Source organism: Gordonia sp. NPDC058843 (assembly GCF_042743165.1).
In the GTDB taxonomy this organism is placed as follows: Bacteria; Actinomycetota; Actinomycetes; order Mycobacteriales; family Mycobacteriaceae; genus Gordonia.
This window is the reverse complement of the sequence record NZ_JBHYNC010000023.1, coordinates 1-13,975: the sequence shown is the minus strand read 5'-3', so window position 1 is coordinate 13,975 and position 13,975 is coordinate 1. Positions and strand designations below refer to the sequence as shown.

Annotated in this window: 13 protein-coding genes; 2 read left to right on the top strand and 11 right to left on the bottom strand. The window is 65.3% G+C overall.

Features of this window, described 5'->3' with window-relative positions; genetic code table 11:
• Positions 1–260: 260 nt before the first annotated feature.
• From dmpG to ACFW3F_RS15685, 10 genes are all read right to left on the bottom strand, one after another.
• A complete protein-coding gene (gene dmpG, locus ACFW3F_RS15730; RefSeq protein WP_388058887.1) occupies positions 261–1,325 on the bottom strand; it encodes a 4-hydroxy-2-oxovalerate aldolase in 1,065 nt (354 codons plus the stop codon).
• The gene (locus ACFW3F_RS15725) at positions 1,322–2,266 is read right to left on the bottom strand and encodes an acetaldehyde dehydrogenase (acetylating) (protein WP_388058885.1); all 945 of its coding nucleotides are present in this window, start codon (positions 2,264–2,266) and stop codon (positions 1,322–1,324) included. The genes dmpG and ACFW3F_RS15725 overlap by 4 nt, the downstream gene beginning before the upstream one ends.
• 15 nt (positions 2,267–2,281) lie before the next feature.
• Positions 2,282–3,085 carry a 2-keto-4-pentenoate hydratase gene (locus tag ACFW3F_RS15720; RefSeq protein ID WP_388058883.1) on the bottom strand — a complete coding sequence of 268 codons (804 nt, stop codon included), beginning with the start codon at positions 3,083–3,085 and terminating at the stop codon, positions 2,282–2,284.
• Positions 3,086–3,106: 21 nt separating this feature from the next.
• The gene (locus ACFW3F_RS15715) at positions 3,107–3,973 is read right to left on the bottom strand and encodes an alpha/beta fold hydrolase (protein WP_388058881.1); all 867 of its coding nucleotides are present in this window, start codon (positions 3,971–3,973) and stop codon (positions 3,107–3,109) included.
• 62 nt (positions 3,974–4,035) lie between these two features.
• A complete protein-coding gene (locus ACFW3F_RS15710) occupies positions 4,036–4,980 on the bottom strand; it encodes a 3-carboxyethylcatechol 2,3-dioxygenase (protein WP_388058879.1) in 945 nt (314 codons plus the stop codon).
• 48 nt (positions 4,981–5,028) lie between these two features.
• A complete protein-coding gene (locus ACFW3F_RS15705; RefSeq protein ID WP_388058877.1) occupies positions 5,029–6,855 on the bottom strand; it encodes an FAD-dependent oxidoreductase in 1,827 nt (608 codons plus the stop codon).
• The gene (locus tag ACFW3F_RS15700; RefSeq protein ID WP_388058875.1) at positions 6,852–8,264 is read right to left on the bottom strand and encodes an MFS transporter; all 1,413 of its coding nucleotides are present in this window, start codon (positions 8,262–8,264) and stop codon (positions 6,852–6,854) included. Before ACFW3F_RS15700 ends, ACFW3F_RS15705 begins: the two co-directional genes overlap by 4 nt.
• Positions 8,265–8,464: 200 nt before the next feature.
• Positions 8,465–9,577: an alcohol dehydrogenase catalytic domain-containing protein gene (locus tag ACFW3F_RS15695; RefSeq protein ID WP_388058873.1), complete on the bottom strand. Its 1,113-nt coding sequence runs from the start codon at positions 9,575–9,577 to the stop codon at positions 8,465–8,467.
• 34 nt (positions 9,578–9,611) lie between these two features.
• Positions 9,612–10,235: a cysteine hydrolase family protein gene (locus ACFW3F_RS15690; RefSeq protein ID WP_388058988.1), complete on the bottom strand. Its 624-nt coding sequence runs from the start codon at positions 10,233–10,235 to the stop codon at positions 9,612–9,614.
• A 58-nt stretch (positions 10,236–10,293) separates the two neighbouring features.
• A complete protein-coding gene (locus ACFW3F_RS15685; protein WP_388058871.1) occupies positions 10,294–11,367 on the bottom strand; it encodes an LLM class flavin-dependent oxidoreductase in 1,074 nt (357 codons plus the stop codon).
• Between the two features lie 286 nt (positions 11,368–11,653).
• Between ACFW3F_RS15685 and ACFW3F_RS15680 the strand changes: the two genes are divergently transcribed.
• Positions 11,654–12,370, top strand: a complete 717-nt coding sequence (locus tag ACFW3F_RS15680) for a GntR family transcriptional regulator (protein WP_388058869.1) — start codon at positions 11,654–11,656, stop codon at positions 12,368–12,370.
• A 40-nt stretch (positions 12,371–12,410) separates the two neighbouring features.
• Here ACFW3F_RS15680 and ACFW3F_RS15675 read toward each other — a convergent pair whose 3' ends face one another.
• Positions 12,411–13,316 carry an NADP-dependent oxidoreductase gene (locus ACFW3F_RS15675; protein ID WP_388058867.1) on the bottom strand — a complete coding sequence of 302 codons (906 nt, stop codon included), beginning with the start codon at positions 13,314–13,316 and terminating at the stop codon, positions 12,411–12,413.
• A 154-nt stretch (positions 13,317–13,470) separates the two neighbouring features.
• On the opposite strand from ACFW3F_RS15675, the gene ACFW3F_RS15670 reads away from it, so the two are divergent.
• Positions 13,471–13,975 (top strand): GntR family transcriptional regulator (locus ACFW3F_RS15670; protein WP_388058865.1); only part of this gene is annotated, 505 nt, incomplete at its 3' end.

Sequence of the window (13,975 nt, the reverse complement as noted above, 5' to 3'; positions counted from 1 at the left end):
TCGCGATGTCGCTAGAGTCGGGTGGTGACGGCTCTGGACACGCCGTCGGCCATGCTTCTGACGCCGCGATAGCGGTTGTCGATGCCGTAGATGGCGGTAGCGTGGCTGCGCATGGTCTGCAGGATCAGTCCGCCCTCGGGTACGGGTATCCACCGAATCCTGGCGTGTCCCGCTCGGTTGTCGATGGCGCGAGATAGGCGTCGGCGGGTCGAGGCCGCAGGCCGGTCCGCAGGTGAGCAGCGACCCCTATCACTCGCGGCTCAATCCCGTTCGCGCTGCGCCACCAGGTCGAGGGCGATATCGGTGATGAGATCCTCCTGACCACCGACGAGACGTCGCTGTCCGACCGCGATCAGGATGTCGCGGGTGTCGAGGCCGTGGTCAGCGGCCGCTTTCTCGGCATGTCGGAGAAAGCTGGAGTACACCCCCGCGTATCCCAGGGTGAGCGTTTCGCGGTCGACCTGGACCGGCCGGTCTTGAAGGGGACGGACGATGTCGTCTGCCGCATCCTGGAGCGGGAACAACTCGCAGCCGTGCTTCCACCCGTTCAGTTCGGCGACGGCGATGAACGGTTCGATCGGGCAGTTGCCGGCCCCTGCGCCGTGTCCGGCGAGCGACGCATCGACGCGGATGGCCCCTTCCTCGACGGCGATGACGGAGTTGGCCACGGACAGCGACAGATTCTGGTGGGCGTGGATCCCGATCTGGGTGTCGGCGTCGAGGATGTCGCGATAGGCGCGAACACGCTGCCGCACACCGTCCATGGTCAACCGACCGCCGGAGTCGACTACGTAGACGCAGTGCGCGCCATAGGACTCCATGAGCTTTGCCTGCTTGGCCAGTTCAGCGGGTTCGGTCAGGTGGGACATCATCAGGAAGCCGGACACATCCATCCCGAGTTCCCGCGCGGTGGCGATGTGCTGAGCGGAGACGTCGGCCTCGGTGCAGTGAGTCGCGATCCGCACCGAGGCGACCCCCATCTGTTGTGCGCGAGTCAATTCCGCGACGGTGCCGATTCCGGGCAGCAGAAGGGTCGTCAGCTTGGCGCGGTGCACCGCGCCGGCGGCCGCCTCGATCCATTCCCAGTCGGTGTTGCTGCCGGGGCCGTAGGTGAGGCTGTGGCCCGCCAACCCGTCACCGTGCGTGACCTCGATGGCGTCCACGCCGGCGGCATCGAGTGCGCCGGCGATCGCAGCCACCTGCTCGGGTCGGATGCGATGACGGGTTGCGTGCATGCCGTCCCGCAGCGTGACGTCCTGGATGTATAGCGCTGCCCCGTCGGCAGCGGTGACCCCGGCGGTGCGGTCGGCGGTGGTTGCGGTCATCGGGTCAACTCCAGAGACTGTTCGGCGATACGTTCGGCGACCTGCAGGGCCGCGGAGGTCATGATGTCGAGATTGCCGGCATAGGCCGGCAGGTAGTGTGCGGCGCCCTCGACTTCGAGGAACACGGTCACCTTCCACACCTGCCCGTCGATCGGTTCGCCCTCGGTGAGTGTGGTCAAGTTGTCGGCCGGGTCCACGGCACTGAACTGGACCTGTTGTTTGAGGCGATATCCAGGGACATACCGGGCGACGCGCTCGACCATCTCGCCCACCGAGGCACGGATCGCGTCCCGATCTGGATCGGAGACCAGAGCCAGGACGGTGTCGCGCATGATCAGCGGCGGGTCGGCGGGATTGAGTACAATGATCGCCTTGCCGTGGGCTGCTCCGCCAACCACTTCGATTGCCTTGGAGGTGGTTTCGGTGAACTCGTCCATGTTGGCGCGCGTACCGGGTCCGGCGGACTTCGACGCGATGGACGCAACGATCTCCGCGTAGTGCACCGGGGTGACCGCAGCGATGGCGGCGACGATCGGGATGGTGGCCTGGCCTCCGCAGGTGACCATGTTGACGTTCGGTGCGTCGAGGTGTTGCTCGAGGTTGACCGGCGGGACCACGTACGGTCCGATCGCTGCCGGGGTCAGGTCGATTAGCCGTTTGCCGTACGGTTTCAGCGCCTCGGCGTTGGCGACGTGCGCCTTGGCCGATGTGGAGTCGAAGATGATGGCGATGTCGTCGAAGTCGGGGTGGTCGATGAGGCCCTGTACGCCGCTGTCCACGGTGCTGATCCCCAACTGCCGGGCCCTGGCGAGTCCGTCGGACGCCGGGTCGATTCCGACCAGTACGGCAATCTCGATGTTGCGTGCGATGCGCTGGAGTTTGATGACCAGGTCGGTGCCGATGTTGCCCGAACCGATCACGGCCACTTTGGTTGTCGTCATTGTGTGTTTCCTCCGTCAGTTCGCGGTGAAAGCGGCGGTGACCGAGCCGATGCCGCTGATTGATGCTCGATAGGTCGCGCCCGGGGTGACCGGCACCATCGGTCCGAGCGCCCCGGAGAGGATGACGTCACCTTCTTGCAGGGGACTGCCGAACCTCAGGGCGGTGTTGGCGAGCCAGGCGAGCGCGCTGTACGGGCTGCCCAGGCAGTCGGCACCGGTGCCAGACGACAGTGTCCCGCCCTGGGCGTCGGTGACGGTCATGGTCACCGAAACGAGATCGGGCGCCGAGCTCGCCGCCAACCGGTCTCCGAGCACGTACAGTCCGGACGAGGCGTTGTCGGCGATGGTGTCGGCCAACGAGATGTCCCAGTCGGCCACTCGCGAATCGACGATCTCAAACGCCGCGATCACTTCGGATACGTGATCCCGGGCGGTCTCGGCGGTCACCGGCTCAGTGATCGACCGAGCCAGCACGAACGCGACCTCGGCCTCGACCTTGGGCTGCAGAAGCCGGTTGATCGGGATTTCAGTGCTGCTCGAGACGTCCATGTCGGCATAGAGGACGCCGAAATCGGGCTGATCGACGCCGAGTTGGCGCTGGACTGCGGGCGAGGTCAGTCCGATCTTGCGGCCCGTGATCTTGCGGCCCGCTTCCTCGGCCGCGGAGACGTTGCGCTGCTGCACCTCGTATGCCGCATCGATGTCGTCGGGGGCGATGAGCTCGCGGATCGGGCTGCACGGCACCCGGGTGGCCTCGGCGTCGGCGAGTCGCTGGGCTGCCTCGCGTATCCGGACCGTGGGTTCGGTTGGAATTGTCATGTGAGTCTTCCCTGTTGCCGGTCAGTGGGTGGAGAAATTGCGTGTCAGGTAGTGGCCGACGAGTTCGTTGAACTCGTCGGCACGCTCGACCTGCGACCAGTGGCCACACTGACTGAAGATGTGGGCGTCGGCGTGGGGGATGACGTTGAGTAGGTCCCAGGTCCGCGACACCGGGATGACAACATCCTGGACACCGTGGATGAGTAGCACCGGGATCTCGAGGTTGGAGAGGACGTCGAAGTCGAGGGGCAGTTCGGTGCGGTCGCGATCACGTGCCGCGACAACGTCTTTCAGCCGATCGGAGGCGGTGTCGTTCAGGGCAGAGGCGTAGCGGAGTGACACCAGCTCGTCGGTGACCAGCGACTTGTCCACGACGAACTGCTCGAGGGTGGCGCGCACGCCGTCCTCGGACAGGTTCGGATTCGAGTGCCCCTTGAGTGCTCCGGTCAGTTTCGCACCGCCGGTGCCCATCGACACGATCCCCAGGAGCCGTTCGGGGAAGTCGATCGCGAACTGGAAGGCCAGCCAGCCGCCGAGCGAGTTGCCGACGATCCATGTCTTGTCGATTCCCAGCGCGTCGAGCACACGGACGGCGTGCCGGACCCACTCGCGGATGCCGTACTCCGTGCCATCGGCGACCACCGACTGTCCGTAACCGATGGAATCGATCGCGATGCAGCGGCCGTACTGACTCAGCTGCGGCAGGTTGAGCCACCAGTTCGCTGCGGCGGTCACGCCTGTGCCGGAGCCGTGCAGGAAGAGGATCGGCGTGCCGGTGCCGAGTTCGTGATAGTGGGTGAGTTCGCCGTCGGCGGTGGGTAACCACTTGTCGGCGAGTCCGAAGAACTCATCGGTCGTGTAGTCGGGGATTTCGACGGTGCTGGTCATGGGATGCTCCTCGGTGCTTCGACGTCGTGCGGCGGCGGTGGCGTGTTGCTGATCGCCGGGCGTCAGGGATTGGTGGGAGTCGCGGTCGTGATGGAGAAGCCGGCGATCCACTCGGGGATCTCGCGGTAGTAGCGCGAGGTCATGCGGTATGGCCCGACGGCCGACAACGCGGCGTAGGCGGCGATCCAGGTGCGGACCTCGTGGGATGAGTTGCCGGCTGCGGCCACGAAGTCGGCAACGGCCCAGTCGTCGATCGGAGTGAGATCGCCACTGGCCAGGATGTTCAGGAGCTCGTTGTCCCACTCGGGGTTGAGTGGCTGGAGGGTGGCCGTGCCGGCGGCGAAGTCGCGTCCAGCGCTGATCACCCGGTCCTCGCGGGCGGCGCGCTGATCGTCGGTGATGTTGCGCCCATCGATGAGTCGCTGCCGGACTTCCTCGGGTGCAGTGTCGAACTGCGGCACCGGGGGGTCGTGGGACAGTCCACCGGATCCGAGCAAGAGGACTCGCTTGTCCAGACCGGAGATCGCGCGGCCTACGGCTTCGCCGAGTAGGCGGATGCGTTGCACCGGCCCCATCGGTGTGCTGACGGAGTTGATGAAGATGGGGACCGTCGGCACCGCGGAGATCGATCCGAACAGCAGCTCCAGCGGCTGGGCGAACCCGTGATCGACATGCATCCGCTCTGACAAGGCGGTGTCGATGCCGGAGTTCAGGACGGTCTCGGCGACGAGGTGGGCGGTGTCGCGGTCGACATCGAGTGCCCCGGCTTGGGTCCCGTAGTCCCCCACCGACTGTGCGGCGCGCCCGATACAGAACGGCGGCAGCAGGTCGTAGAACACGCCGTTGTAGTGATCGGGTGCGAAGATCACAACAACGTCAGGGTCGAAGTCGGTGACGAATCGTCGTGCCGCGGCCAGTTCGGCGTCGACTTCGGTGGTCACCTCCGGCGACGGGTCATTACGGCCCATGAGAGGTGAGTGCGAGAGTGCGCACAGGGCGACAGACATCAGCGGTTCCTTTCTGTCGGGAGGGCGTTCTGCTTGTTCGCACGCGGACTACGTTGCGGCCAGCGGCGGGTCGACGGTGACGTGCAGGCTCGGGGCGGTGTCGTCGGGGCTGGTGCCCAGTACCGCGGTCAGGGCAGCGAGCAGCTGCTCGAAAGCCTCGTTGTCGTCCCATATCCCCGAGGACTGGCGCCATGCGATGTAGCCGTCGGGCCGTACGAGAAGTGCTCCCGCTTCGTGGATGTCGCGGATCTTGTGCCAGGCGGCGTAGGGATCGGCGGCGCCGGGAGCGCCGATGACCACGGTCCGCAGGAACGGCAGGTCGAGCTTGGCTGCCGCATTCGACCACGCCGTACCGGCCAAGCCGGTGACGAGACTGAGCTTGCCTTTGCCGGTGACATCGAGGGTCGACACACGTTGGCCGCGCTCGTCGACGAGCCAGGCGTGAGGGATCTTCGCGCCCGGTCGGGTGGTGGGCTGGACGTAGAGCTGAGGGTCGCGCAGCCATTGTTCCTGCCCCGCCTGCGGGTCGGTGATGACCGCGTTGGAGCTGTAACGCTGATTGAGTTCGACACCCTGGGCGTTGAATTCGTAGTTCTTGAGCTCGAGGGCGTCTGCGATCGCGTCGCGTACGGCGACGCCCTCGGGTCCGGGATCTCGGACCTTGGCCAGGCCGGCGGTGACCGGGTCGTCGGCGCCGTTGGTGGCGAAGCAGGCGTTGAGCGGGCCGTAGTCCTTGCGGGACTGGTTGGCGCGGGCCACGATCTGTGCGCCGACGGGCTGGCGTTCCGCGGTGTAGCTGTCGAGCAAGGAGGGTGCGGCGTAGCCGTTGAGCACGAACGCCAGCTTCCAGGCCAGGTTGAATCCGTCTTGGATGCAGGTGTTGGAACCCAATCCGCTACTGGGGGGATGGCGATGGACCGCGTCGCCGCCGCAGAAGACCCGGCCCTTGGAGTAGGTGGTGGCCACGGCCTGGTTGACGTACCACACCGAGGTGGACTCGACCTCGATCTCCAGATCGGGGTCACCGACCAGAGTGCGAACTTTGGCAAGGACGTCCTCGGGCTCGAAGGTCGGCTCGCCGTCGGCCATGTCGAAACCCCATCCGGCGATCCAGGTGTCCCACGGGCGGATGGCCCGCAGCAGACCCATGCCGATCTCGCCGAAGCTACCGCCCGGCGTGAGAATCCAGTGCAGGATGCTGGGGCGGTGCTCGACGTATTGGCTCAGGTCCGCGTGAAACAGCACGTAGGCGGTCGCCGCGCGAGCCATCTCCCCCTCGATCTGGAGCCCGATGTCATCGGCGACCTGAGATCGAGCGCCGTCAGCTCCGACGAGATAGCGCGCTCTCATGCTGTATCCGCGTCCAGAGATGTTGTCGACGAGCTGCACGGTCACGCCGTCCTCGTCCTGGCTGTGGGAGACGTAGTCGGTGTTGAACGTCGAGGTGGCGCCCCGCTCGGCGGCGTTCTTGAACAGCACTGGTTCCATATAGAGCTGGGGGATGTCGAGCATGCGGCAGGGGCTGTTGGCGATGTAGTCACCGACCCGGTCATCGCCGGTGCCCCAGGTGCGTAGCCTGGCGATCTCCTCGCCGGCCAGGCTGGTGGTGAACAGGGTGTCACCCATCAGTTCCCATGGGGTGGCGTACTTTTCGGCTTCTTTGTCAACCTGCAGGTCGCGCAGCACTTCGACGGTACGCTGGTTGGTGATGTGCGCACGAGGAGTGTTGGCCAGCCAGTTCCACCGGTTGACCACGTGCACTCGCACGCCGTAGGTGGCAAGGGCCAGCGCGGTCGCCGACCCCATCGGCCCGGTTCCGACGATCAGCACATCAGTGTCGAAACCGTCGGCCGGGGCGGTGTTGGGGGCATTCATGACGAGATCACTTCTTCGGTGGTAGGGGCAGGAGTCGCCTCGGACGAGGTGTTCGCGGCGATGGCGCCAAAGGCGGTCTGTGGGTTCTTCGACGCCACGGCGTTGACCTCGCGGTCGGCGTCGAGTTGGCGGCGGGCGCCGTCGCGGCCCCAACCGCCGGGAAGCAGGCACACCGACACGACCGAGATGATCGATGCGCCAACAAGATAGGCCACGATTGCGGCGCTCGAGCCTGTCGCGGAGAACAAGGCGGTGGCGATGGTGGGTGCGAACGCTGAGCCGAGGACCTGGGACAGGGTGTAGCCGATCGAGACGCCGCTGTAGCGGACGTCGGCGTCGAAGACCATCGTGAACAACGAGCCGGTGACACCGGCCGCCGGGGCCATCGCGATGCCGAACACCAGCACCTGAGCCAGCAGGAACAACCACGGGTTGCCGCTGTTGATCAACGCGAATGCCGGACCGATCACCACACCCATCGCCACCGCACCGGTGAGGTACATGGTCTTGCGGCCGTAGGTGTCTGACAGCGACCCGAACACCGGATACAGCACGACCGCTACGACTCCGGCGACGAACACACCCAGCAACGCCTGAGTGCGCGGGATACCGGCGACAGCGGTGCCGTAGGAGACGAGGTAGGCCATGCAGATATAGGCGAAGATGCCTTGGCTGAGGTACGTGCCCGCAACGAGCAGGATCTGCTTCCAGTGCCGGCGCACCGCGATGATGATGGGCATTTTGACCACCGCGGCCTGTTCGCGGACCTTGGCGAAGTCGGGGCTCTCGGTCAGGGAGAGTCGGATGACGAGACCGATGACGATCAGCACCGCGCTGAACAGGAACGGGACGCGCCAGCCCCACGAAAGGAACTGATCGTCGGGCAGCTGGGCGACGGCGAGGAAGGCCAGGGTTGCCAACGCAGTGCCGGCCGGCGCCCCCATCTGGGAAAACGACCCGAAGAATCCCTTGCGGGCGCTGGGGGCGTGTTCCACGGCCATCAGGGTGGCACCGCCCCATTCGCCGCCGACAGCGAAGCCTTGCAGTAATCGGAGCACGGTGAGCAGGATCGGAGCGGCGATCCCGATCTGGGCGTAGGTGGGCATCAGCCCCATCAGCACGGTCGCCGCACCCATGCCGACCAGGGAGATGACCAGCATCTGCTTGCGGCCCAGCCGGTCACCGAAGTGACCGAACACCACCCCACCCAGCGGCCGGGCCAGGAACCCGACACCGAAGGTGGCAAACGACAACAGGACCCCAATGGTGGGAGAGGTGTTGGGGAAGAACAACTTCGGGAACACCAGCGCGGCGGCGGTGCCGTAGATGAAGAAGTCGTAGTACTCCACCGTCGTCCCGATGAAACTCGCCATCGCCACCTTCAACGGCGACGAGGATGAGGCGGTCATCCGACGGTACTGACGATATGAGCGATGCCGACGAGAGGGGCATCGTGAGGGATGTGGGCTGTCATGTCAGCCTTCCTGACTAAACTAGAATGCTAGACGGCTAGTTGCGACGATACGGGTGCAGGGGGCGTGACGCAAGTCTCTGGCGGGTGCCAGGCAGGACCGGGTTCGCTCTCGCGCCCGTGCTGGCTGGGTGGGGTTTAGGGGACGCTGATGAAGTTCGTGAAGCCGCCGTGGCGCGCGGGCAGCTCGTCGAGGGCTTCGTTGATCTTCTCGAGAGGAAAGGGGTGATGTTCGAGCACTGACAGGTCGAGAAGCCCGGCACCGGCGAGTTCGGCCATTTGCTGAGCTTCGGCTGTGCTGAACCACAAGCTTCCCAGCAGGCTTTGCTGGGCGCACATCATGGCGAACATGTCGACCTCGACGCGTTCCATCATCCCGCCGATGTCGACAGCGACACCACCGCGACGCAGTGTGCTGAACGCTTCGGTGAACGACGTGACGGGGGCGCCAGGGCCCAGGCAGTCGATGACGACGTCCACACCGTCCCCACGATTGTGCTCACGAACCCAGTCGCTGAGTCCGCCCTCGCCGTGGTTGTTGCTGACGATGATGCGGTCTGGCGCGATGGCCGCGACGTCGGCGAGTAGTTCGGCGTTGCGGCCGGTGCCGAAGATGCGGGTCGCGCCCAATGCCAGGGCGTTGAGGCAGGCGCCGAGGCCGAGGGTTCCGGAGATGCCATCGATCAACACGGTCGAGCCCGGTCCGACGTCGGCCTTGCGCAGCGCGGAGTACGCCGTGCACAGGTACCCGAATCGAGCTCCCTCTTCGAAGGACACCGAGTCGGGAAGCTTGACCAGATTACGTTGTGGCGCAGTCAGATACTGAGCGAGACCACCGTAGGGGTAGGCTTCGAACAGTTGTTGGCCACGTTCACCGAAGGCGAAGTAGCCCATGAAGGTGTAGCTGTCGCAGTTCTGGTCGGTGCCCTGGCGACATGCCCGGCAGGCGCCGCATGACAGGCCGGGGTTGACGTACACCCGGTCGCCGACGGCGACGTCGGTGACGTGGCTTCCCACCGCGGTGACGATTCCGGCCGAGTCAAGGCCGAACACCGCGGGTAGCTGCGGCAGCGGCAAGTAGGGGAACCACTCGGCGTAGGTGGCGAGGACGTTGCGCAGGTTGGGGACCACGTTGCAGGCCTTCACCTCTACGAGTACGTCGGTGGCGCGTGGCTGGGGGACCGGAATGGACTCGATCCGCATCGGTGCGTTGTGGTCGTGGAGTCGGGCGGCCAGCATGGTGTCGGTCATCTAGCAGTCTCTTTCGCAATAGTCGAGCCGGCGATCAGGCCGAGGCAGAGGTGGTGGTCGACGACGACAACGCGGCGGCGATCTCGTCGGTGCTGGTGATCTCGGCGAGCAGCCCGAGCGAAGCGATGCTCGCGGCGTGGGTTGCTTCATCCGCGGCCGAGCAGGCGTCCTCGGCGATGATCACGCGGTAACCGAGATCGCTGGCGGTGCGGGCGGTGCCCTCGACGGAGAAGTTGGTCGCCACTCCGGCGAACACGACGTTGTTGATGCCGTGTTGCTTCAGGACATCGTCAAGAGTCGAGTCCTGAAAGCCGCCGACGCGGGTGTGGGTGACGACGATGTCGCCCTCGGCAGGTGCCACAGCCTCGACGATGGCAGCGAGTTCGCTGCCGTCCTTGAGACATCCCGACTGAGACACGATGCCGAGGATCGGTGAATTGACTCGGAGGTCGGAGAAGTCGGGCTGCCAGGCAACCCGGGTGTAGACGACCGGGCTGCCGGCGGCGCGGAAGGCCTCTGCCAGGGAGGCGATCGTAGCCAAGACGTTCCGTTCGACGACCTGGTTGTAGAAGAAGTCGCTGAACGCGCCGTCGGGTCCGACGACATCGCCTTGCAGGTGGACCGCGATCAAGGCCGTTGCGCGTGGGTCGAGTTCGATACTCATGAAGGTCTCCTCAATTCAGAAATGTTGTCAGGCAGTGGTTTCGAAAGAGTCCTCAAGCGTGGGCGATGATGGATCGGCCGATGTTGTCGATGTCGCGGACCGCGGTGAACGGATTGGACAAGAACACCTGCAGCACATCGACACCGGATTCGAGCATGAGTGCGCTCTTCTCTCGCAACTCGGCTGGCGAGCCGTACAGGCACCAATAATCGACGAGTTCCTTGGTGATGATCGGGCGGTGGCGCGGATCCAGGCCGCGCAGGTACTTCGCCCACACTTCGAGGTAGTGCGGCTGGTCAGGGGCGGTTGGGTCGCCCAGATATTGTTGGGCGGCGGTCAAGGAAGCATCGACGATCGAGTCGCCGAGCCGGTCGCGGTGCTCGTTCATCAGGCCGGAATTGGTGATGCACGAGCTGATCGGGCCAGATCCGAAACCGTTGGTAACGCCGTCTTCCCATGTCTCGCCGTTCTCGAGCTGGTAGAACCACGACAGCGACACCAACTTCACTGACCCAGGGGCGCGGCCGGCATCGGCGACGGCCTTGTCGAGCTTGCTGCGCACCAGCTTGATCATCTCGACGTTGGGGCCCAAGCAGTACACGACTGCGTCGGCATACTTCGCGGCTTCGACCAAACCGCGGGGTCCGCCCGCGGCGACCCAGATCGGGATGTGATCGGTGACGTTGTAGAAACCGCTCTCCTTGTCCAGGAACTCGACCTCTCGTTCCTGGCCCAGCCACTTGTGCACTACCCGTCGACCCGCCATCAACTCCCGCGACACCTCGATCGAGTGGGACAGCTCGGCGATCTTTGCCGGTCGATTGCCCATGGAACGCAGCGCGTTGTTTGCGGTCCCGATGCCCAGGAATGTGCGGCCCGGCGCCAACGCGTTCAGCGTGGCCATCGAGTTCGCAGTCACAGGGGCGATCCGCGTGAGCGGGTTGGTCACCATCGTGCCGAGCTGGATCGTCGAAGTCTGCTGCGAGGCCAAAGCCAAGAACTGATACGGGTCGCTGAACAGCAGAGGCCCTTCCCCCACGCCGAAATGGCTGACCCCGAGATCCTCGGCCTGCCGCACCATGGCGACCTGGTCGATTTTGGCGCAAGTCCCGATGCTGAACTGCATGGCTTCTCCCTCCAGATGTACGGCGACCCGAATGCCTGTCCTCACGACAGCGACGGCCCGATCGTCGAGATGTCCATCGCCACTCACACACGGTGGACTCTTGCAGCGCCAGCAAGGAAAACTGGAATGCTAGCGTTCTAGGTGACGGTAACCGATGGTGACGGGTACCACAAGTAGCTAGAATGCTAGTTGTGCGCCACACTGGTCGTGCCACGCGCAGACGTTTGCCACGCGCCGCTACCGTGAGCGACGACTGACCGCACAATGCAATGAGGAGGCCTGCGCAATGCCCACGCCGTCCAATGAAACAGCCGTCGCATCAGCAGCTCGACTGTCGGGCGCTCGGCTCTCGTCGGTGCTGTACGACGTCCTCAAGACACGGTTGCTGGAAGGGACCTATTCCGCCGGCGAACGCATCATCGTCGAGCAGATTCGTCGTGAGTTCGACGTCAGTAAGCAGCCGGTCATGGATGCGCTGCGTCGATTGGCCGCTGACCGTCTCGTGGCAATCATCCCGCAGAGTGGTATCGAGGTCCTCAGTTACACCCACCGCGAGGTCGAAGACTTCTACCTACTGTTCGGCGATTTCGAAGGCACCATCGCTGCCGTTGCCGCGGCGCGCCGCACCGATGCTCAACTGCGCGAACTGCAGCGCGTATCAACGGAGGTCGAAGCACTTCTTCGCTCCAACGACCCCACTGCACGCGCCCATGGGTACCGTGTGCACAATCGGGAGTTCCATGCGGTCATCCACGCGATGGCACACTCGCGAATCATGGAAGAAACCAGCCAGCGCATGTGGGACATGTCCGACTTCCTCATCAACACCGCCGGCATCGCCAACCCGCTGTCCGATGCACTCCCGCAACGGCAATGCGACCACGACGAAATCGCCGAAGCAATACACAATCGCGACGAAGAACGCGCCCGGGAATCTATGCGACGCCACATCATCGGGACTGTCGATCTCATCGACGGCGAAACTCAGGTCGAATCGGCCTGACCTCCTTGGCTAATCAATGCCGGCTCCTGTCGTGTCGCCCTCAGTTGTCGATCGCCAGAACCACTTTCCCCCGCCCGTGGCCGGCCTCGACCGCGGCATGCGCCTCGACGACGTCCGTCAACGGGTAGGTCCTGACCGGCATCGTCAGGAGGCCCTGGGCTGCCAGATCCACCACCCGGGCCAGACGCCCCGGATCTCGCGGGGCGCGAACCACTCTCGTGCCGAGCACTGACGCGGACTCGTCGTCGACGATGGTGCCGATCCGGGCTCGATCGATTCCGAGTTCCACGGACGCGGACACGGCCCCTCGTCCCGCCGCGTCGAGTGCCACCGTCGGTGTGAGGCCGGTGGCCCGAACCTCGTCGACGAGCCCGGGGCCGTAGGCCACGGGGATCGCACCGAGGTCGCGGAGGTACTCGTGGTTGCTTCTGCTCGCGGTCCCGATGACGGTGGCGCCGAGGAGCCGTGCGAGTTGCACCGAAAGGGTTCCCACCGAACCCGCGGCGGCATGGACCAGCAGCACGTCGCCCGACTCCACGCCGAGTTCGTCCAGGGCCCCGGTTGCCGTCTGCCCGGCGGCGACCAAGCCCGCTGCAGTGGGAAAGTCGAGGTCGGCGGGCTTGCGGACGAGCGTGTCGGCCGACACGACGACCATCGACGCCTGACCGCGCAGCATCGTCGAGCCGAGGACCGCGTCTCCCGGTGCCACCGAGGTGACCCCATCGCCGACGACATCCACGATCCCCGAGTACTCCTGACCGATCTGCTGGGGGAACACCGCGGTCACCCAGGGCATCGTGCCGTTGCGCACCGCGAGATCGAACGGTTGTACGCCGGCTGCCCGAACGCGCACGCGGACTTCACCGACGCCGGGTTCGGGATCGGGCAGTTCGGCGAGGCGTAAGACCTCGGGTGGGCCGTGGCGGTCGAAGACGGTGGCGATCACGAACACAGGCTGCAACCTCAAGTTCGGATGAAGTCAACAGCGGCACCAGGGCCGAGGTATTCCCGTTCGGTATGTTCTCGTCTCGATGCAACCAAACTCTCGACCGATGATCACATAACGGGCATACTGTCCCCGTGATCTCCCCGGTGAACCGATGACGGTAACGGACGGCACGGATCTGCTGGTGTCCTCACTGTCGGCGAACGGCTCTCGGACGTCCGACCAGGTTCGTGACGTCACCGCACGCCTGATCCGGGACGGCAAGCTGGCCGTCGGCACCCGCCTCCCGACCATCCGTGAACTGACGCATCGCTCGGGGCTGAGTACACGGTCGATCGTCTCGGCCTGGGGTGAACTGCGACGGGAGGGCTTGATCGAGACGAATCGCCGAGGTGGCACGGTGGTCGTGAACTCCGCCGCGGCCACCCCGCCCTGGGCCGACCGTGACCTGCTCACCGGCAGCCCCGACTACACGTTGCAGCCCGATCTCGCGCGTGCGCTGTCGGCCGGACTCCGATCCGATCACCTCAATCATCCTGGGCGCGAGTACATCACGAGCCGACTTCACGACGCGGTGGTGGGGGACTGGCCCTTCGAGGCGGCGTCCTTCGTCGCCGCGGGTGGCGGGTCGGAGGGTCTGCTGCTGGCCGTGGAGGCGG